Genomic DNA, 19369 nt, shown 5'->3' on the forward strand with positions numbered 1-19369 from the left:
CTTCTCCTTATCGATTAACGATGCATCGATAATCGATAAGGAGGAGGTCGACTGTCAAGCCCCTCGTAGGGTGGGCCGATCACTTCAGCTATGCGGGAAGAAGCGATCATCGATGGACGGTAGCCGCGCTGCGAACGCATGACCGGCCCACCCGTCTGGCAAGTCACCGAACTGGCCGCGCAGGTGTTCGCGCGGGTCGGGGTGTGGCAGCAGGTCACCGCGGCGCGGGCCGCCCAGGTGGCCGACCGGGCCCGGCGCGGTGTCGTGCTGGTTGATGGATTCACGCCGGATCGATCCGCAACAGTACGCTCGTCACGCTGGTTGCCGGCTCGGGCGTCGTCGCGAAGCGCGCATACAGGTTGATGCGGGCCGGCGCGCCGGGGACCCGCAGCTCGTAACCGAGCGTGTGCGACGCGAGCGGTCCGGTGCGTGGCAGCACGGTTGCCGGCCCGAACGTCTCGTCGAGCTCGCGCCGTGTCAGCGTGCCGGCCGGGAATCGTAGCTCGACGCTCGCGCGCGAAAGCTCGCCGGCCGTGACCAGGCATTCGCTCGCACCCGACGGCGGTGGGGTCGTCGGGATGCCGAGCGCGCTGTGGATCTCGGCCTCGCTGCCGGTCACCACCGCGCACAGGCGTTCGCCTGCCGTGCGTAGCGCGCCGGCAACGGACGGCCGATCGGGCGTGTGCTTCAGGATCGGCGCGAGGTCGGCGCGCAGGCGCGCGAACTCGGGGTGATTCGGCTCCACGCCCTGCGTGTAGATCGCGAGCCCCTCGCTCGCGTGTCGCGCCGCGTCGGCGAACCGCTGCTGCGCGTGGAGCAGCTTCGCGTAGAACAGCTTGTGCGTGCCCAGGATCACCGGTCGAGCCGGCGTGACCTGGGCTTCCGCCTCGATCGCCTGGACGATCCGTTGCTCGCTGCGCTGCTCGTCGCCGAGATCCAGCCACAGCGACGATACGGACGCGTAGATGTCGGCGCGCACCTTCGTGTCGGCGAGCATCGCGTCCGCGGCCGTAACGAGCTCGAGTGCGCGCACGCGATCCTTTTTCACGCGCAGCTGGATCCGAGCTTCGGTGACCAACGTCTCGACGGTTGCTCGTTCACTCATCGTCGGCCCCACGTCTCCTGGTCGGTGAACGGAACGTCCTTGCCGGGCCGCGCGGGGCTGCTCGATGCCGCTGGCCGGCGTGGTTCAGTCGGCTCCACCGAGTCCCGCCAGCCACTTGAGCACCAGCCAGGAGATGCCCCCGCAGCAGAGGACGACAGTAGACGTACGACCGTGCGCCCGGTGGGCTCGGTAGCCTCGGCGCACCAGGGAGATCCGCGGCGACGGAATACTGCCGCTGCTAGCGTTACGTTCGGCGGCCGGGCCGGGCGGTGCCCGAGCGGGGGAGCCGCCGAGGTGACCGGGAAAAGTGAGGCCGAGCTTGGATCCGCGACGCGCGGTGCAGCGCACCGACACGGTGCTTGCCGACCCGCGACTCAAGGATGTCGACCGGGCGCGGGCCAAGGCCGTCGTCCGGGTCCAGCTGGAGCGGGTCCGCCGCGGTGAGCTGCCGCCGCAGGACGTGGTCCCGGCCGTGCTCGAGGCGCTCCACCGGGCCGGGATGCGGCCCGTCCTCAACGCCACCGGCGTTGTGCTCCACACCAACCTCGGCCGGGCGGCGCTCTCCCCCGCGGCCGTCGAGGCGGTCGTCGCGGCTGCCGGGCACACCGACGTCGAGCTCGACCTCGACTCCGGCCGCCGGGCCAGGCGCGGCCGCGCCGCGCTCGACGCGCTCAAGGCGGCCGTCGCGCCGGCACAGGCCGTACACCTGCTGAACAACGGTGCGGCCGCGCTCGTCCTCGTGGCGACCGGGCTCGCCGCCGGCAAGGAGATCGTGGTCAGCCGGGGTGAGCTCGTCGAGATCGGCGACGGCTTCCGCCTGCCCGACCTGCTGGAGTCCACCGGGGCGCGGTTGCGGGAGGTGGGCACCACCAACCGGACGTCACTGGCCGACTACCGCGCCGCGCTCGGCCCGCGGACCGGGTTCATCCTGAAGGTGCACCCGTCCAACTTCTACCAGCGCGGCTTCGTCTCGTCGGTGCCGGTCCGGCAGCTCGCACAGCTCGACGTGCCCGTCGTCGTGGACATCGGATCGGGGCTGCTGGCCGCCGACCCGCTGCTGCCCGATGAGCCGGACGCCGCGACGGTACTGCGGGAAGGCGCCGCCCTGGTCACCGCCAGCGGCGACAAGCTGCTCGGCGGCCCGCAGGCCGGCCTGCTCCTCGGCCGCGCGGACCTGGTCGACACGCTGCGCCGCCATCCGCTCGCGCGGGCCCTGCGGGTCGACAAGCTCACACTCGCCGCGTTCGAGGCGACGCTGCGCGGGCCGACCCCAACCTGGCAGGCGCTGCGCGCACCGGTCGACGTGCTGCGCGGCCGGGTCGAGCGGGTCGCCGAGGCCGTCGGCGGGGAGGTCGCCGACACGGTGGCCGTCGTCGGTGGCGGCGGCGCGCCCGAGGTCGAGCTGCCGTCGGTGGCGGTCGTCCTGCCCGAGGACCTGGCCAGGCCGCTGCGGCTCGGCGACCCGGCGGTCGTCGGGCGGGTCGAGCACGGGCGGCTGCTGCTCGACCTGCGTTGCGTCCCCGAGGACCAGGACAAGGCCCTGACCGCGGCCGTCCTGCGCGCCGCCGGCCGCTGACATGTGGGTCGTCGCCACCGCCGGCCACGTCGACCACGGCAAGTCGACGCTGGTCCGCGCGCTGACCGGGATGGAGCCGGACCGCTGGGCCGAGGAGCGCCGGCGCGGCATGACGATCGATCTCGGCTTCGCGTGGACGACGCTGCCGTCCGGGTCGACGGTGGCGTTCGTCGACGTGCCGGGCCATGAGCGGTTCGTGCCCAACATGCTGGCGGGTGTGGGGCCGGTGCCGGCGGCGATGCTCGTCGTCGCCGCCGACGAGGGCTGGATGCCGCAGTCCGCGGAGCACCTCGCGGCGCTCGACGCGCTCGACGTCCGCCACGCCGTGCTCGTGGTGACCCGCTCGGACCTGGCCGACCCGGGGCCGGCGACGGCGCAGGCGCTCGACCGGCTGGCGAAGACGGCCCTGGGCACGTCGGTCGAGGCGGTCGCCGTCAGCGGCGCCACCGGTGCCGGCCTCGACGAGCTGCGGGCCGCGCTGGACCGGCTCGGGGCCGCGCTGCCGCCGCCCGATCTCGACGCACCCGTGCGGCTCTGGGTCGACCGGAGCTTCACCATCCGCGGCAGCGGGACCGTGGTCACGGGGACGCTCGGCGCCGGGCGGCTCGCGGCCGACACCGAGCTCGAGCTCGCCGGCAGCGGCCGGACCGTCCGCGTCCGTGCCCTGCAGTCCCTGGGCGCCCCGGTGTCCGCGGTCGGCGCCGTCGCCCGCGTCGCGGTGAACCTGCGCGGCCTCGACCGGGACGCCGTCGGGCGGGGCGACGCGCTGGTGACGCCGGGCCGGTTCGTGGTCACCGACCTCGTCGACGTGCGCGTGCACGGTGACCCGGTCGCCGACCTGCCCGCCGAGGTCGTCCTGCACGTCGGCTCGGCGGCGGTCCCGGCCCGGGTCCGGCCGCTCGGCACCGGCACCGCACGGCTGCGGCTGGCCCGGCCGGTGCCGCTGCACGTCGGCGACCGCGCGCTGCTGCGCGACCCGGGTCGGCACCGGGTGCCCGGCGGGGTCACCGTGCTCGACGTCGCGCCGCCCGAGCTGCGCCGCCGGGGCTCCGCCGCGGCGCGGGCCGCCGAACTGTCCGAGCTGGACGGACGACCCGACGCCGCCGGCGAGCTGCGGCGCCGGCGGCTGGTCCGGGCGCCGGAGCTGGTCCGGATGGGGGTGCCGGCGGACGGTGTCACGGCCGTCGCCGGGGACTGGCTCGCCGACCCGGAGCACTGGGCCGCGCTGCGCACCCGGCTGGTGTCCGAAGTGGACCGGTACGCCGCCGCGCACCCCGTCGACCCCGACGTGCCCGTCGACGCCGTGCGGCAGCGGCTCGGCCTGCCCGACCGCGCGCTCGTCGAGGCGCTCGTGACGCCGCCGCTGATCGTCCGCGACGGGCGGATCGGCAGCGGCCGTGCCCTGCCGGAGCGGCTGCGGAAGGCGGTCGACGCCGTCCATGCGGACCTGCGCCGCGAGCCGTTCGCCGCGCCCGACGCCCGGCGCCTCGCCGAGCTCGGGCTCGGGCCGAAGGAGATCGGCGCGGCGGTGAAGGCCCGCCTGCTGCTGCGCATCGCCGACGGGGTCGTGCTGCTGCCGGACGTCGCCGACGCGGCGGTCCGGACGCTGCACGCCCTCCCGCAGCCGTTCACCCTGTCGGAGGCCCGGCAGGCGCTGCGCACAACGCGGCGCGTCGCGGTGCCGCTGCTGGAGTTCCTGGGGCGCCGCGGCGCGACCAGACAGCTCGCGGACGGACGGCACACGACAGATTCCTGACATTGTCGGGCTCAGGTGTCTCCGCGTCGCGGCCTCCAGCACCGCCACGGTGGCCGCGTCGAACGGCACATACCGGTCGCCACCCACCTCGGTCTCACCCGCCACCGACGTCGGCGGGCCTTCCGGCCGGAGGCGGGCGACGTTGCCGGTGGAGCGCAGCAGCGCGGCCGCGAGGTCGGCCGGGGTCATCGACGCCCGGCCGGCGGCACGGGCGGCGCCGACCGCCACTCGGGCGGCCTCCCGGCCGTGCATCGTGAAGAACGCGAACACCACCGCCATTGCTTACCCGGCCGCCGGACGGAGAGTGAAAGCGGGTCGTCCGGCCGGCGCGGTACCACGGGGGCGTGCTCCAATCGGGACAGCGCAACCGGACCGAACCCGCTGGTGAACCGGGTCGCGCCAGAACGGGAACGTAGACCGGAGGTGAGCATGACAAGCAGGATCTGGGCTCGGGTGGCCGCGGCCGCCGTGGGCGTGGCGGCGCTGCCGGCCCCGGCGCACGCCGTCCGGGACCCGGCGCCGCCGCCGCCGACAACGGCGACGGCGACGGCGACGGCGACGGCGACGAGGCTCAGCGCGGCACACGCCCGGGCCATGTGGCTGTGGTCGCGCGCCGACCCGCCGGCCGTGGTCCGGTGGGCCGGGGCGCAGGGCGTGCGGGAGATCTTCGTCGCGGTGTCGTGGCGGCCGGACGCCGCCGAGCTGCGGCACCTGCGCGACCTGCGCGCCGGGACGAGGGCCGCCGGCATCCGGCTCTCCGCGCTCGGCGGCGACCCCGCCTGGGCCACCAGCCCCGGTGACGCCGTCGCGTGGCGGCAGCGGGCCACCGCCACGGGCCTGTTCGACGGCATCCACCTCGACGTCGAGCCGTACCTGCTGCCCGCCTGGAAGACCGACCAGCCGCAGGTCGTCGACGGCTACCTGGCCATGCTCGACGCGGTCCGCCGGGCCGGGCCGGAGCCGCTCGAGGCCGACGTGCCGTTCTGGCTGGCCACGATCCCGGCGCCGGCCGGCAACCTCGCCGACGCCGTCATCCGGCGGGTCGACGCGATCACCGTCATGTCGTACCGCGACAGCAGCGCCGGGATCGTCAAGGTGGGCACCGACCTGCTGAGCCGTGGCCGGGCCGGCCGCAAGCCGGTCCGGCTCGCCGCGGAGACCCAGCCGCTGGCCGACTGCCGCTACTGCACGTTCGCCACGCAGACCCAGGCCCGGCTGCGGGACCAGCTCGTCGCCGTCGATGCCGCGGCCGGACGGTACGACACCTTCCAAGGCATCGCCGTCCACGACTACGACAACTGGTCCCGCCTGCGCTGAGGTCAGGACCCGGCCAGCGCCTCCATGCCGCGCAGCACCGCCTCGCCGTCGTCCGGGGTGATGTGCGCGGCGTCGAGGTACATGCTGATCCGGATCGTGCCGGGCACGTCGTCGACGTGCACGAACAGCGGCTCGAACGACGGCGCCTCCTGGGCCACCACCCAGCGGAACGTCGACTCCCCCGGCGCCGACGCGACGTCACGCACCGGGCCACGGCGGTCGTTGAAATAGCAGCCGAGCTCGATCGGCTCGCCGCGCTCCGCCGCCACCCGGGCGACGACCGCCTCCATGCCGGTGTGGTGGAAGTAGGCGTACTTGTACGCCGCCGTCGTCACCCGCCGGACCCGCTCCAGCAGCTCCTCGAGGCCCAGCCCGCCGGCGTCGACCATGAGCAGGCCGGCCTGGGCGAGCGTGCACACGACGTCGGCGAGGCCGGGGCGGAACCGGTTGCTCACCATCGGCCGGATCACCACCGGGTCGACGCCGGTGACCCGGGTGAGGGCGCCGGCGTAGAGGGCGAGCAGGATCGTCGAGGAGTCCACGCCGGTCCGCCCGGCCAGCTCCGGCACCGCGCGGGACAGCGCCGGTGAGGTGAACTCGCCGTGCCAGTACCGCGGGGTCTCGACCATGCGCGGGGACGGGAACCGCCGCGGCTCGACCACCCGCAGGATCCCTTCCCAGTAGCGTTGCGCGGCGGCGTTGTGCCGCTGCCCGGCCGGCGAGCGCTGCCACTCCGCCTGGGCGAGCGGCTGCAGCCCGGCGACCGGCGTCGTCACCCGGGCCGCGACCTCGGTCATCATCGTCATCGCGCCGGTCGCGTCGGTGACGAAGTGGCTCATCAGGACGGCCATGTGGGTGATCTCGCCGTCCTTGCGCACGACCGCCATGCGCACCGGCCACTCGGCGGTGAAGTCGAGCTCGTCCTCCCGCCAGCGGTCGCAGACACTCTCGGCGACCTTCTCGGGGTCCTTCCCGTCGGCGTCGACGACGTCCAGGAAGATCTCGCCCTGGTCGTACACCTCCTGCGACGGCGTCCCGTCGGGCGCGAACCGCAGCCGGGTGCGCATCGGCTGATACCGGCTCATCAGGTAGCGCAGCTCGTCGGCGATCTCCTCGACCGTGGTGCCCGCCGGCAGCGGCTTGACCCCGCCGAGCGGCAGCCAGGTCCGCTGCTTCACGATCGCCGACCAGTTCTCCAGCTGGCCCCAGGATAACGGCCCGGTGCCCGCCCCATCCCCCGCGAACCGCACGCTGACCCGTTCCGGCGCAGCATCCATCGCCGGCCCTCCCATTCCCGTAGACGGCATGGCTGTCCAGCAGGGCGTCCCCCTGCCGGGTGACCGCGCCCCCGGCACACGGAAAGCGACCTGCACAACGTGGCGGGTCGTGGCAGGTCGCCCGGAAGGCATCGACGTCGGTTCCGCAGCCTACGGACGATGCTCGTGGTGCGCCATGAGACGTTGGTACGATGTACGCATGACTGCCGGGTCGGCCAAGCGCCGTGTCGCGCTGATCCCGGCGTAGCAGCACACCGGTGCCGGCCTCGTGGCCGGCACCGGTCCTGCTGTTCATCCCCGCCAGGCCGGGCGGGCCCAGACGGTGAGGGCCCGCAGCAGCCACTCCACCGGGCCGTATCTGTGTGCGCGCAGCCAGGCCGCGCTGAGCACCAGTTGCGCCAGGAAGACCGCCACGGCGATGCCCGCGACGCCGAGCGGGGCGATGCGCCCGATCAGGCCGAAGCCGAGCCCGGTGAAGAGGACCGCGAGGATCAGCGACTGCCCGAGGTAGTTCGTCAGTGCCATCCGCCCGGCCGGGGCGAGGGCGCCGGCGAGCCGCTGTCCCGCGCCGGTGTGGAACAGCCGCAGCATCGTCGCAGCGTACGCGGCGGCGAGCAGCGGGCTGGTCAGCGTGGACACCGCCAGGCCGGGCATGGTGGCGATGCCGCCGAGCGCGACGACCAGGACCGCGCCGCCGAGCCCGAGCGGGTAGCCGATCAGCTGGAGGTTGCGCAACGCGCGGGTGTGCGCGGTGGTGTCGGCGAGGATCCGCCGGCGGCCGACGGCGAGGCCGACGAGGAACATCGCGAGCGCGACCGGCGCCTGGAGCACGACCGTGCCGCCGATCGCCGTGGGCAGCGAGCGCAGGTGCTCGGCGATGACGTCGGCGGGCGCGCCACCGAGGGCCGCGGTGGTGGCGGCGCCGTCGGCGAGGGCGGCCGGCTCGTCGACCGACGGGATGTCGGCGAAGGTCATCGCGGTGAAGAACAGCACCACCAGGCCGACGAGGACGGCGGCCAGGACCAGCGCGGTCCGCGGCCGGATCCGGTGCAGCGCCAGGAGGATCAGGCCGAGCACGGCGTAGGTGGACAGGATGTCGCCGTGGAACAGCAGGACCGCGTGGACGACACCGAGGAGGAACAGACCGGCGATCCGGCGCAGGAAGCGGGGCCGGAACGCGGCACCCGCCCGGTCGGCGGCGTCGATCTGCAGCGTGAAGCTGTACCCGAACATGGTCCAGTGGGTCGTCGACCCGCGGCACGCGCCCCGCGCCGAGGAGGTCGTCGCCGGGCTGCGGGCCCTGGCCGCCATCGCCGGCGACTGAACAACCGTCCACGATGGACGGTCTGGCTCGCCGGCGGCGAAGCCGGCCCGTTTCTCACCCGCGAGCAGGTCGCGGCGATCGCGGCGAATCCGGCGATGCTCCCGTGACGAAGTCCCGGATCTGATCGGCGATGGCATCCGGTGACCGGGTGCCGTCGACGACCAGGTCGGCGAGCTGCCGCCCGGGCGCGACGAACCGGGCGTGGTCGTCGCGGCCGTACTCCAGATACCCCCGGAGGACCGGGCGGGGATCGGGCTGGTGCAGTGCCCGCCGGGCGAGGCTGATGTCCAGCGGCGTGTCGACGTAGACGGTGTACCGCGCGGCCCAGCGGATCGGCGGAAGCGCCAGGGCGAAGACCCCTTCGATGATGACGAACCCGGCGTCGTCGAGCACGTCGAGCCGATCCTGCAGCGCGGGCAGGTCCACCCCGTGCTGGTCGGCGCAACCACTGTCGTCGAGCCCGACCACCACCGCGTCGAGCAGCTCAGCGGTGGCCGTGGCGATGCTGGTCTTCCCAGCCCCGGCCGGGCCGGCGATGGCCAGGACAGGCGCGACGGCGCGCATCATGATCCCAGACCTTACCGCCTCCCCACGTATACCGGTTGCCCGCCCGTGAACCCGGCACGGATGATCGCGGCGTGACGGCAGCACACGCGGACGGCCGGGCCGGCATCAACGCCGCTCTGGTGCGACGTCTGATCGATGCGCAGTTCCCGCAGTGGAGCGGCCTGCCGGTGACACCGGTCGAGGTCGACGGCTGGGACAACCGGACGTATCGGCTGGGCGAGAACATGACGGTCCGCCTGCCCACCGCCGCCGGTTACGTCCCCGCCGTGGCCAAGGAGCACGAGTGGCTGCCCCGGCTGGCCCCGGCGCTGCCGGTCGCCGTGCCGCCGATCCTGGCCATGGGCGCACCGGGTGAGGGCTACCCGTTCCCGTGGTCCGTGCGGGGCTGGCTGCGCGGCGAGACGGCCGGGGCCGCGTCGACGATCTCTCCCGGTTCGCGGTCGCGGTGGCCGGGTTCATCCGCGCACTCCAGCGCTGCGACACCGCCGGCGCCCCGCTCGCCGGGGAGCACAGCTTCTACCGGGCCACCTCGCCGGCCTTCTACGACGAGCAGGCGCGCCGGTGCCTCGCCGCGCTGGACGGCCGCGTCGACAGGGCCGGCGCCGCCGCCGTCTGGGAGGCCGCCCTGGCCGCCGAGTGGTGCGGTGCGCCGGCGTGGTTCCACGGCGACATCGCGGTGGGAAACGGTATTCCTATCCAGATGATGGGATTTTCTCGCGGACCGACGCATGGGCATGCTTCGATTTGTCTGTGCGCCCCTACCCTCTGCTGACCAGGCGCCGTCACGTGGACTACGGACGGCTCGCCGCCTCCGCCTGTCCGCGCTCCTCCTGACACCCAACACCATCGCGCACCGCACCATCCGCACGCGACGGTGCGCGCCAGCATGCCCGGAAACCGGAGGAAGTACCCATGAAATTCAAGATCAGCGAGGACTGGGCGGCCACCGTGGTCGGGCTCGTGCTCCTCGTCCTCATCCTCAGCGGCGTCATCACCAAGGGGGTGCTGCAATGACCACCACCAACGAGACCGAGGCCCTCGCTCCCCCGGCCGAGGATCGGCCCGCGCCGAACGCCGTCGCCTGGACCGCCGCCGGGCTGGTCGTGGTCCTCGCGCTCGCCTACCTCACCAAGTACCTCGACAAGAACGTCCCCGGCTGGCTCGCCGGCACCGGTCTCGCCCGGATCTCCAAGTCCGTCGAGTATCCGGTCTACGCCATCGCGATCGGCCTCATCGGCAACGTCGTCCTGACCACCACCGGGCTGCGGGACCGGCTCGGCGGGGCCTTCCGCACGGAGTTCTTCATCAAGACCGGCCTGGTGCTGCTGGGCGTGTCGATCAACCTGTCGCTGCTGGTGACGGCCGCCGGCCCGGCCATCGTCCAGGCACTCGTGCTCATCAGCGGCGTCTTCCTGTTCACCTGGTGGCTCGGCGGGCGGTTCGGCCTCGACGACAAGCTGCGCGCCCTGCTGGCGTCGGCGGTGTCGATCTGCGGGGTCAGCGCCGCCATCGCCGCCGCCGGAGCGGTGCGGGCGAAGCGGGAACAGCTCGCCTACGCGGCGAGCCTCGTCATCCTCTTCGCGCTGCCGTCGATCTTCCTCCTCCCGTACCTCGCGGACGTCTTCGGGCTTTCCGACGCGGTCGCCGGGGCCTGGATCGGCGGCAACATCGACACCACCGCCGCCGTCACCGCCGCGGGCACCCTCGCCGGCGAGGACGCGCTCAAGGTGGCCACCATCGTGAAGGTCACCCAGAACGCGCTGATCGGCATCGTGGCGATCGCCCTGACCGCGTACTTCGCGTTCAAGGTGGAGAAGTCCGCCGACGCCGAGCGACCCGGGCTCGGCGAGCTGTGGCGGCGGTTCCCGAAGTTCGTGCTGGGCTTCGTGGCGGCGTCGATCCTCGGGACGTGGTACGCCCACCAGGTCTCGGCCGCCGACAACACCGCCGCGCAGGCGGTCGCGACGAACCTGCGGACCTGGTTCCTCATCCTCGCGTTCGTCAGCATCGGCCTGGAGTTCCGGGTCAAGGCGCTGCGTGAGGCCGGCTGGCGGCCGATCGCGGTGTTCGCCAGCGCGACGGTCGTGAACATCGGCCTGGCGCTGGGGCTGGCCGCCCTGCTGTTCGCGAACTTCCAGGTCTGACGGGTTTTCGGCGGCTTTCCGGCGGCTTTCCCGGCGGCCTCCGCAGCGGCTTCCTCAGCGGCCGAGCGGAACGACGACCGTGGCCTCGTGCGCGCGCAGCACCTTGCCCAGCGCGCTGGCCACGGTCGTCGCCTCGGCCTTCGTCATGTGGCTCGTGAAGTGCCGCTCGATCCCGGCGAGATAGGTCGGCGCGGCCGCCTTCAGCCGCGCCCGCCCGGCCGGGGTCAGCTTCGCGAACGCCGAACGCCGGTCGGCGGGATTGGGCACCCGCTCGACCAGCCCGGCCTTCACCAGCTCGTCGACGACGCGGCTCACCCGGCTGCGGCTCACCACCGCGACCGCGCCGAGCTCGGTCATCGTCAGCTGCCGCCCGGGTGCGGTGTTGAGCTCGAGCAGAACGTCATACCACGTCAGGGGCAGCCCGTGCGCGGCCTGCAGCTCCTGGTCGAGCAGCGGCACCAGCGCGGCGTGCACCTTCAGCAGTCCAGCCCAGGCAGCCGTGGAGTCCACGGTCACACCGTACCAGTCTTGTGCGCGCGCACGCATCTGGCTACGTTCACTCCTAGATGCGTGCGTGCGCACGCAACTTACAGGAGGACATGTCATGGCTACACTGCTGCACATCTCGGCCTCCCCGCGCGGCGAACGGTCCGAGTCGCTCACCCTCGCGAAGCACTTCCTGAAGGTGTACGGCGAACTGCATCCCGACGACGACATCGTCGAGTGGGACCTGTGGGACGGCACGCTCCCCGCGTTCGGCCCGCCCGCGGCCGCGGCGAAGATGGCGGTGTTCGCCGGCCGGACCCCGACCGGCGAGGACGCCGCCGCCTGGGCGGCCGCCGAGGCGGCGTACGAGCGGTTCGCGGCCGCCGACAAGTACCTGTTCTCGGTGCCGATGTGGAACTCCGGCGTGCCGTACGTCCTGAAGCAGTTCATCGACGTGGTGAGCCAGCCCGGCATGGTGTTCTCGTTCGACGGCGAGCTCGGGTACACCGGACTGGTCACCGGCAGGAAGGCCGCCGTCGTCTACACCGGCGCCGTCTACGGCGAGGGCCGCGGCCCGGCGTTCGGCGCCGACTTCCAGGCGCCGTTCTTCGACAACTGGCTCCGCTGGGCCGGCATCACCGACATCACGTCGGTGGAGTTCCGCCCCAACCTCGCGACCCCGGACGCCGACGAGCGCCGCGACCGCGCCCTGGCCGAGGCCACCGAGGCCGCGAAGACCTTCTGAACCGCGGCCCGCCGCGCCCGACGGGTGGATGACGCAAACTTCCCTATCAGCACCTCAATAGGGTAGGTTGCGGAGCGATGAGGGATGAGATGTACTCCGTTGAGCAGGTCGCCGACCGGCTCGGGCTGCACGTGCGAACCGTGCGGGGGTATGTCCGCAGCGGCAGGCTCCGGGCCGTGCGGATCGGCAAGCAGTACCGGATCTCGGCCGCCGACCTCGATGCGCTCGTCGGGCGGCCGGATCCGGCGGCCGGACGGCGCACCGGGGGCGGCGCGGTCGAGGTGTCGAGCATCGTGCAGGTCGACGGCATCGACCGGGAAGCCGCGGACCGGCTCGGGACGCTCGTCCTGACGAGCGTCAACGGCGCCGGCGACCCGGACCGCCCGCTGCGCATCCAGACCGTCCACGACGAGGAGCGGGACCGCATGAAGATCGTGATCCTGGGCGGCGCCGCCGCCACTGCCGACGTGCTGCGGCTGGTCGAGGCCGTGCTCGAGGGCGACAACGGGCTACTGAGCGCGAAGGAGGCCGGTCGTGGCTGACGAGGTGCAGGAACGTGCCGGGGTGACGGTGCTGGTGTGCGACCCGGACGGGCCGCTCATCGCCACCGAACAGGACGCCCTCGACCTGATCGGGGCGGCCTTCGTCGGCGCCCAGGTCGTCGCCGTGCCCGCGAGCCGGCTGGACGAGCGGTTCTTCTCGCTGGGCACCCGGTTCGCCGGCGAGGTCATGCAGAAGTTCGTCAACTACCGGCTGCGCCTGGCCGTCGTCGGCGACATCGCCGGGCACCTCGCGGCCAGCTCGGCCCTGCGTGCACTGGTCGAGGAGTCGAACCGGGCCGACCACGTGTGGTTCGTGCCGGACCTCGACACGCTCGACACACGCCTGCGGGCTACAGCGTGACCCGGAACGTCGAGCCGACGCCCGGTGTGCTCGACGCGTCGATCGTGCCGTCGTGGTCGAGCACGATCTGCCGGGCGATCGTCAGCCCAAGGCCGCTGCCGCCGGTGGCGCGGTCCCGGGCCGGATCGGCGCGCCAGAACCGCTGGAAGACGAACGGCAGGTCCGCCGGCTCGATACCGCAGCCGGTGTCCTCGACCTCGACCACCGACCGGCCCTCCTCCGGGAACGCCCGCAGGACCACCGCGCCGCCCGCGTCGGTGTACCGCAGCGCGTTGGTCACCAGGTTGCCGAGCACCTGCCGGAGCCGGTCCTGGTCGCCGTGCACCGGCAGCGGCCCCGCGACCTCCGCCGTCAACCGCACGCCGGCCGCCTCGGCGACCGCCAGGTGCGCGACCCGTGCCGCCTCGACGAGGTCACAAAGATCAAAATCGACTCTGCGGTACGTGAGGTGCCCGGACTCGGCAAGCGTGAGATCCTGCAGGTCGTCGAGGATTCGACGTTGGAGCTGCGCCTCGTCGTGCAGCGACGCGAACAGCTCCCGCGACGGCGGCAGCACCCCGTCCTGCAACGCCTCGAGGTAGCCGAGCAGGTTGGACAGCGGCGTGCGCAGCTCGTGGGCGACGCTCGCGACGAGCCGCCGCTGTGCTGCCTCCGCGACCTCGAGCGCCTGGGCCATCCGGTTGAACGACGTCGACAACTGCCCCAGCTCGCCGCTGCCGACCGGGGGCACGCGCGTGTCGAGGTGGCCGTCGGCGAGCCGCCGCGACGCGGCCGTCAGCGACCGGACGGGCCGGCTCACGTTGCGGGCGATGAGGGCGGTGCCGATGAGCGCGAGGACGAGGATGCCGCCGGCGGCGATGACCGTCGGCCGTCCGACCAGCGTCGCCGCGTCGTCGTCGACGGCGCCGAGGAACAGCTGCAGCGGTTCGGGCGAAAACGTGGCGACCCGGTCGCCGAACGCCTTGACGAGACAGTCCTGCGGCACGTCCTCGGTCCGGCACGCCTTCGTCGCGGTCACGTCCCCGGCCCGGTCCCATTCGGCCTGTCCGGTCGTCTGCTGCTGGCAATCGCGGTCGTCCACGACCTTGTCGGCCGCGAACGGCACGCCGAACCAGTCCTGGCTCAGCGGCGGCGGCTCGATGAACCGCTCCACGAGGCATCGGGCGAACAGTTGCGTCCGGCGGTACCGGTCGATGGCGGTCTGCGTGAACAGCTCCGCCTTGGTCGAGGCCGGGTCCTGGGTCCGCGCTCCCGGCCCCAACTGGACCTCGGTGAGGTCGTTGGGGATCTTGAGGGTCGGCCGCGGGTCGATGAGGGTCGGCGGGTTGACGACCGGCCGGGCCGCGCGATGGGCGAGGTGGTCGGTGTCGACGGTCACCTGCCCGTACAGGTTGACGAGCCGGATCCGCTGGTGGCTGTCGTCCGACAGGAGCCGGACCCGCTCGGACACGCCCCTCCAGGTGCCGTGCCTGCGGGCGTACGCGCGCACGGTCTCCGCCGTGTCGACCACGTGCCTGGTCGCGGCGGCCTGCGAATCGGCGATCTGCCGGGACGCGAGCCCGAACGTCAGCCAGGCGGTCGCCCCGATCGCGGCGACCGCCACGAGCAGCACGAGGACGAAGACCCGGACCCGGAAGCTCACGGCTGCTCCGCGAGGCGGTATCCACGGCCGTAGACCGTCTGCACGTACCGCGGCTCCATGGGCTCCGACTCGATCTTGCGCCGCAGGTTCACCACGTGCGCGTCGACCGTGCGCTCCGACACGTCCCGCTCGAAGCCGAACACCCGGTTGATGATCTCACCGCGGGTGAAGACCCGGCCGGGCTCGCCGGCGAGGAGTTCCAGGATGCCGAACTCCTTGGCGGTGAGCACCACGGACGTCTCCCCCACCCGGACCTCGAAGCGTCCCGCGTCGACGACCAGGTCGCCGACCTGCAGCACCCGCTGGTGGCCCGGGCTGCCGATGCCCGAGCGGCGCAGCAGCGCCCGCACCCGGGCGGCCAGCTCGCGCGGGCTCACCGGCTTGGCCATGTAGTCGTCGGCGCCCAGGTCGAGCCCGAGCAGCAGGTCGTCCTCGGTGGAGCGGGCGGTCACCAGCAGGATCGCCACGGTGGACTCGGCGCGGATGATCCGGCACACGTCGAGCCCGTCGACCAGCGGCATCATCACGTCGAGCACCAGCAGGTCCGGGCGGCGGGACCGGCACTGCTCCAGAGCCGCCCGCCCGTTGTTGACGGTCAGGACGCTGTGCCCGTCCCGCTCGAGGTACAGCCGGATCAGGTCGGCCTGCTTCGGATCGTCTTCGGCGACCAGGATGCGTGCGCTCATCACGGTCATTGTCCCGCGCCGATTGTGAAGATGCTGCGAAAGCGGGGTCGGGTTTCGATCCCGCGCATGCCGGGCCACCGGTTCTTCATCAGTTCCCAACCACCGGACTCCTACGGTGCCGGGCATGTGTGGACTCCTGGTGTTCGCGAGTGCGAACGGTACCGTCGCGGTCCCGGGCCTCACCGAAGCGCTGGACCGGCTGCAGCACCGCGGCCCCGACGAGACGGGCGTGGCCCTCGAGGCCGGTGTGGCGTTCGGCTTCAAACGACTGGCGATCGTCGACGTGGCGCACAGTCGGCAGCCGGCGCGCTTCGGCAACTGGACCGTCGTCTTCAACGGCGAGATCTACAACTTCCGGCAGCTGCGCGCCGAACTGATGCGCACGCACGGCGCGGTCTTCGGCACCGAGGGTGAGGCGGAGGTCCTCGCCGCGGCGTTCCACCACTGGGGCCCGTCGGCGGTCCGCCGCCTGCGGGGCATGTTCGCGATCGTCGCGTGGGACCGCGAGAGCGGCACGCTGCACGCGATGCGCGATCCGTTCGGGATCAAGCCGTTGTACCTCATGCGCACACCCGACGGGCTGTTCCTGGCCAGCGAGAAGAAGGCCCTGACGCCGTTCACCGGCGGCGCGGCGGTCGACGCGGCGGCGCTGTCGCACTACCTGACGCTGCAGTACGTGCCGGAGCCCGCGACCCTGCACCCGGGCGTGCGCAGGCTCCCCGCGGGGCACACGCTGACCTACCGGCCGGGCGGGGAGCCGGTGGTCGAGCGGCACTTCCGGCCCTCGCTGCGCCCTGTGGCAACGCCCACGGATCAGGCGGTCGCCGCGATCCGTGACGCGCTGCGCGACAGTGTGCACGCCCACCTGCAGGCGGAGGTGCCGGTCGGCGCGTTCCTGTCCAGCGGCGTCGACTCCGCCGCCGTCGTCGCGCTGGCGCGCGAGCGGCATCCGGGCATCCGCACGTACACCGTAGGCTTCGACGACGACCGGTACTCGGAGATCGAGGCGGCGTCGGAGACCGCCGCGGCGCTCGGCGTCGCCCTCACGGCGACGATCGTCCGCGACGAGGACGTGATCGCCGGGCTGCCCGCCATCGTCTGGCACCTCGACGACCCGGTCGCCGATCCCGCGGTCGTCCCGTTGTACTTCCTCGCGCGGACCGCGGCGCGGGACGTGACCGTCGTACTGTCGGGCGAGGGCGCCGACGAACTCTTCGCCGGCTACGAGATCTACCGCGAGCCGGCCGCCCTCGCCGGCGTGGCGAAGCTGCCCGACCCGTTGCGGCGCGGCCTGCGCGCCCTGTCGGCGGCGCTGCCGGAGGGTGTGCGCGGCAAGAGCTTCCTCGACCGGGCCACGACCCCGATCGACGTCCGCTACTACGGCAACGCCCGCATCTTCGGCAGCGCCGAGAAGGCCCTCCTGATGCGCGGCCCGGCGGACCCGCACACGACGGTGACCGCCCCGCTGTACGCCGAGGCCGCCGATCTCGACGACGTGGCCACGATGCAGTACGTTGACCTGCACACTTGGCTGCCGGGCGACATCTTGACGAAGGCCGACCGGATGACGATGGCACACTCGCTGGAGCTGCGGGTGCCATTCTTGGACCGGGCCGTCTACGCTGCGGCGGCGTCGTTGCCGACGGGGTTGAAGCTGGGCAGAATGACGAAGCTGGCGCTGCGGGAGGCGGTGCGCGGCATCGTCCCGGACCCCGTGGTCGAGCGCCGCAAACTGGGGTTCCCTACGCCGACGCGGGTCTGGCTGCGCGGCACGGTCGGCGAGTGGGCCGCCGAGGTCATCGCCACCTCGGACGTCGACCACCTCATCGACGTCTCCTACGTCCAGCGGCTGCTGTCCGCCCACCGCCGCGGCAAGGCCGACCATTCCCGCAAGGTGTGGACGGTGCTGATGTTCTGCCTGTGGTACGGCCAGCAGCACACCACCCCACCACTGCACACCCTACGAACGGCCGCCCGCTGAGCCTGTCCCCACTGACCGCCTCCTCTGTCGGTGGGTCACCTCGACGGCAGCTCCGCTGGTGCGCGGCTCACCGTACCGACTCGCCGCCACCGTGGCCGATGCACACACGACTCCCGCAGGCACGGGCCCATGCAGCACGACCCGCGCAAGCCCCCTGCACGCACGACTCGCGCACACGCACCTCACGCACACCCAACTCTGCAGCATGACCCCTGCACACACGGGCTCGTGCCACCGGCTCGCACCGCCTGGCTCGCTCCGCCTGGCTCGCTCCGCCTGGCTCGTGCCACTGGGCTCGCACCCCTGGACTCGTGCCACCGGCTCGCCCCTGCAGCACCACTCCTGCACACACGGGCTCATGCACACGGCTCGTGCCACCGGCTCGCCCCTGTAGCACCACTCCTGCACACACGGGCTCGTGCACACCCAGCTCTGCAGCATGGCCCGTGCGTACACGACCCCTGCACACACGGGCTCATGCACACGGCTCGTGCCACTGGCTCGCCCGCCGGACTCGCGCCACCGGCTCGCGCCGCCGGGCTCTTGCCACTGGCTCGCCCGCCGGACTCGTGCCGCCGGACTCGCACCACCGGACTCGCACCGCTGGGTTCGCGCCGCTGGGCTCGCGCCACTGGCTCGCACCGCTGGGCTCGCACCGCTGGGCTCGCACCGCTGGGCTCGCGCCACTGGCTCGCACCGCTGGGTTCGCACCGCTGGGTTCGCGCCGTTGGGTTCGCGCCGTTGGGTTCGCGCCGCTGGGCTCGTGCACGCGTTGCTTCGACTGCCCGGTAGTCGTCCGGCTTCGCCGGTACAACGGTCCGAGCCGGCGCTGCGCTCGTACTCGCCTAGCCCGTGCTCGCGGGCTCTCTCGCCCAACCCGTGATCACCGGTCCGTGATCGCCAAGGCCTCTTTGCCCACTGAGCTCTTGCCTGTCGAGGCTTCACCGCCCACCCAGGCAATGACAGTCGACATTCCGGACATCTTGGTGCATCGACATAGCTGAATGCACAGGGTTTTTCATGATCCCGGAGACTTGTGGTCACCTGGGCAGCACAAAGTCTTCGGGATCATGCAGAACACCCAGGAAATCAGTCGACAGCTATCGATGACTTCCCACCATTCGGCAGCGGCGACTGGAGAGCGGCCGTCGCGCGGCAGGACCGCAAAGGACATGCCGATAAACATGCGACAGCGGACTACTCCGTCACCAGCACCCCACCACCGGTCCGATCCCCACCACCGATCGTGAGCCAGCCATGAGCCGCGCGCGCACGACTGGCGCCACCCCAGCCACACCTCGTGACAGACGGTGATCATGGACCGCCGCCTCAAGATCGAGTACGCGTGCAGGGTTCCGAGCCACGCCAACCAGAGCCCGCACCGGCCAGAGCCCGACCAACCAGAGCCCGACCAACCAGAGCCCGACCAACGGAGAACCACACCAGCCCAAGCAGCACCAGCCGAGCCGCACCAGCAGCACCAGCCAAGCCACGCCAGCCCAAGCAGCACCAACGCAAGGCGCACCAGCGCCAGCAGCACCAACCCGAGCCACGCCAGCCCAAGCAGCACCCACCCAAGCAGCACCCACCCAAAGCAGCACCAACGCGAGCCGCACCAGCCCAAGCAGCACCCACCCAAGCAGCACCCACCCAAAGCAGCACCAACGCGAGCCGCACCAGCCCAAGCAGCACCCACCCAAGCAGCACCCACCCAAAGCAGCACCAACGCGAGCCGCACCAGCGCCAGCAGCACCAGCGCCAGCAGCACCAGCCCCACAAGAGACGCGCCACCCAGAAAACCGCACCGCCAGCCGTTCCAGGAGGCCGCCCGGCAACAACTCCGGCGCCACGCGCCGACCA

At 72.6% G+C, this 19369-nt stretch carries 15 protein-coding genes and 1 pseudogene; 9 read left to right on the plus strand and 7 right to left on the minus strand.

The genetic code is table 11. The annotated features are described in order from the left end of the window. Window positions 1-280: 280 nt before the first annotated feature. A complete protein-coding gene (locus tag Dfulv_RS29635; RefSeq protein ID WP_259856985.1) occupies window positions 281-1105 on the minus strand; it encodes a hypothetical protein in 825 nt (274 codons plus the stop codon). A 319-nt stretch (window positions 1106-1424) separates the two neighbouring features. Between Dfulv_RS29635 and selA the strand changes: the two genes are divergently transcribed. The 3 genes from selA to Dfulv_RS29650 all read left to right on the plus strand — a co-directional run bounded on the left by selA (window position 1425) and on the right by Dfulv_RS29650 (window position 5754). After that, on the plus strand, window positions 1425-2681 hold the full coding sequence (gene selA / locus Dfulv_RS29640) for an L-seryl-tRNA(Sec) selenium transferase (protein WP_259856987.1): 1257 nt from the start codon (window positions 1425-1427) through the stop codon (window positions 2679-2681). A gap of 1 nt (window position 2682) precedes the next feature. Next, window positions 2683-4437 carry a selenocysteine-specific translation elongation factor gene (gene selB, locus Dfulv_RS29645; RefSeq protein ID WP_259856988.1) on the plus strand — a complete coding sequence of 585 codons (1755 nt, stop codon included), beginning with the start codon at window positions 2683-2685 and terminating at the stop codon, window positions 4435-4437. A gap of 429 nt (window positions 4438-4866) precedes the next feature. After that, entirely contained in the window at window positions 4867-5754 is an 888-nt protein-coding gene (locus Dfulv_RS29650) for a hypothetical protein (RefSeq protein WP_259856989.1), read from the plus strand. 2 nt (window positions 5755-5756) lie between these two features. On the opposite strand, the gene Dfulv_RS29655 is transcribed toward Dfulv_RS29650, so the two are convergent. The 3 genes from Dfulv_RS29655 to Dfulv_RS29665 all read right to left on the minus strand — a co-directional run bounded on the left by Dfulv_RS29655 (window position 5757) and on the right by Dfulv_RS29665 (window position 8922). Continuing rightward, entirely contained in the window at window positions 5757-7031 is a 1275-nt protein-coding gene (locus Dfulv_RS29655; protein WP_259856991.1) for a condensation domain-containing protein, read from the minus strand. Between the two features lie 291 nt (window positions 7032-7322). Further along, entirely contained in the window at window positions 7323-8264 is a 942-nt protein-coding gene (locus Dfulv_RS29660) for a DUF418 domain-containing protein (RefSeq protein WP_259856992.1), read from the minus strand. A 145-nt stretch (window positions 8265-8409) separates the two neighbouring features. After that, the gene (locus Dfulv_RS29665) at window positions 8410-8922 is read right to left on the minus strand and encodes a hypothetical protein (protein ID WP_259856993.1); all 513 of its coding nucleotides are present in this window, start codon (window positions 8920-8922) and stop codon (window positions 8410-8412) included. A 224-nt stretch (window positions 8923-9146) separates the two neighbouring features. Between Dfulv_RS29665 and Dfulv_RS29670 the strand changes: the two are divergent. Both Dfulv_RS29670 and Dfulv_RS29675 read left to right on the plus strand, forming a co-directional pair. After that, window positions 9147-9694 (plus strand): annotated as a pseudogene (locus Dfulv_RS29670) (phosphotransferase). A gap of 238 nt (window positions 9695-9932) precedes the next feature. Continuing rightward, entirely contained in the window at window positions 9933-11066 is a 1134-nt protein-coding gene (locus Dfulv_RS29675; RefSeq protein WP_259856995.1) for a YeiH family protein, read from the plus strand. Window positions 11067-11120: 54 nt separating this feature from the next. Here the strand turns inward: Dfulv_RS29675 and Dfulv_RS29680 are convergent, their stop codons facing one another. Next, window positions 11121-11576, minus strand: coding sequence for a MarR family winged helix-turn-helix transcriptional regulator (locus Dfulv_RS29680; RefSeq protein ID WP_259856996.1), 456 nt, complete (start codon window positions 11574-11576; stop codon window positions 11121-11123). A 94-nt stretch (window positions 11577-11670) separates the two neighbouring features. Here Dfulv_RS29680 and Dfulv_RS29685 point away from each other — a divergent pair, with 94 nt between their 5' ends. From Dfulv_RS29685 to Dfulv_RS29695, 3 genes are all read left to right on the plus strand, one after another. Then, window positions 11671-12297 carry an FMN-dependent NADH-azoreductase gene (locus Dfulv_RS29685; RefSeq protein ID WP_259856999.1) on the plus strand — a complete coding sequence of 209 codons (627 nt, stop codon included), beginning with the start codon at window positions 11671-11673 and terminating at the stop codon, window positions 12295-12297. Window positions 12298-12374: 77 nt separating this feature from the next. Further along, window positions 12375-12839: a helix-turn-helix domain-containing protein gene (locus tag Dfulv_RS29690; protein WP_259857001.1), complete on the plus strand. Its 465-nt coding sequence runs from the start codon at window positions 12375-12377 to the stop codon at window positions 12837-12839. Then, a complete protein-coding gene (locus Dfulv_RS29695) occupies window positions 12832-13200 on the plus strand; it encodes a DUF4180 domain-containing protein (RefSeq protein ID WP_259857003.1) in 369 nt (122 codons plus the stop codon). The genes Dfulv_RS29690 and Dfulv_RS29695 overlap by 8 nt, the downstream gene beginning before the upstream one ends. Here the strand turns inward: Dfulv_RS29695 and Dfulv_RS29700 are convergent. Both Dfulv_RS29700 and Dfulv_RS29705 read right to left on the minus strand, forming a co-directional pair. Beyond that, a complete protein-coding gene (locus Dfulv_RS29700; protein WP_259857004.1) occupies window positions 13190-14842 on the minus strand; it encodes a sensor histidine kinase in 1653 nt (550 codons plus the stop codon). The two genes, Dfulv_RS29695 and Dfulv_RS29700, sit on opposite strands and share 11 nt — an antisense overlap. Further along, complete coding sequence (locus Dfulv_RS29705; RefSeq protein ID WP_259857005.1) at window positions 14839-15537, minus strand: response regulator transcription factor; 699 nt, start codon at window positions 15535-15537, stop codon at window positions 14839-14841. The genes Dfulv_RS29700 and Dfulv_RS29705 overlap by 4 nt, the downstream gene beginning before the upstream one ends. Window positions 15538-15652: 115 nt before the next feature. Here Dfulv_RS29705 and asnB point away from each other — a divergent pair, with 115 nt between their 5' ends. Beyond that, window positions 15653-17509: an asparagine synthase (glutamine-hydrolyzing) gene (gene asnB / locus Dfulv_RS29710; protein ID WP_259857006.1), complete on the plus strand. Its 1857-nt coding sequence runs from the start codon at window positions 15653-15655 to the stop codon at window positions 17507-17509. Window positions 17510-19369: the final 1860 nt, after the last annotated feature.

The sequence above is a fragment of the Dactylosporangium fulvum genome, from assembly GCF_025137375.1.
In the GTDB taxonomy this organism is placed as follows: domain Bacteria; phylum Actinomycetota; class Actinomycetes; order Mycobacteriales; family Micromonosporaceae; genus Dactylosporangium; species Dactylosporangium fulvum.

Excerpts from the sequence above, each read along its gene's own strand:
- Dfulv_RS29635 (WP_259856985.1), bottom strand. The coding sequence starts at position 1,105 with ATGAGTGAACGAGCAACCGTCGAGACGTTGGTCACCGAAGCTCGGATC.
- selB (WP_259856988.1), top strand. The coding sequence starts at position 2,683 with ATGTGGGTCGTCGCCACCGCCGGCCACGTCGACCACGGCAAGTCGACG.
- Dfulv_RS29650 (WP_259856989.1), top strand. The coding sequence starts at position 4,867 with ATGACAAGCAGGATCTGGGCTCGGGTGGCCGCGGCCGCCGTGGGCGTG.
- Dfulv_RS29655 (WP_259856991.1), bottom strand. The coding sequence starts at position 7,031 with ATGGATGCTGCGCCGGAACGGGTCAGCGTGCGGTTCGCGGGGGATGGG.
- Dfulv_RS29660 (WP_259856992.1), bottom strand. The coding sequence starts at position 8,264 with ATGTTCGGGTACAGCTTCACGCTGCAGATCGACGCCGCCGACCGGGCG.
- Dfulv_RS29665 (WP_259856993.1), bottom strand. The coding sequence starts at position 8,922 with ATGATGCGCGCCGTCGCGCCTGTCCTGGCCATCGCCGGCCCGGCCGGG.
- Dfulv_RS29675 (WP_259856995.1), top strand. The coding sequence starts at position 9,933 with ATGACCACCACCAACGAGACCGAGGCCCTCGCTCCCCCGGCCGAGGAT.
- Dfulv_RS29685 (WP_259856999.1), top strand. The coding sequence starts at position 11,671 with ATGGCTACACTGCTGCACATCTCGGCCTCCCCGCGCGGCGAACGGTCC.
- Dfulv_RS29690 (WP_259857001.1), top strand. The coding sequence starts at position 12,375 with ATGAGGGATGAGATGTACTCCGTTGAGCAGGTCGCCGACCGGCTCGGG.
- Dfulv_RS29705 (WP_259857005.1), bottom strand. The coding sequence starts at position 15,537 with ATGACCGTGATGAGCGCACGCATCCTGGTCGCCGAAGACGATCCGAAG.
- asnB (WP_259857006.1), top strand. The coding sequence starts at position 15,653 with ATGTGTGGACTCCTGGTGTTCGCGAGTGCGAACGGTACCGTCGCGGTC.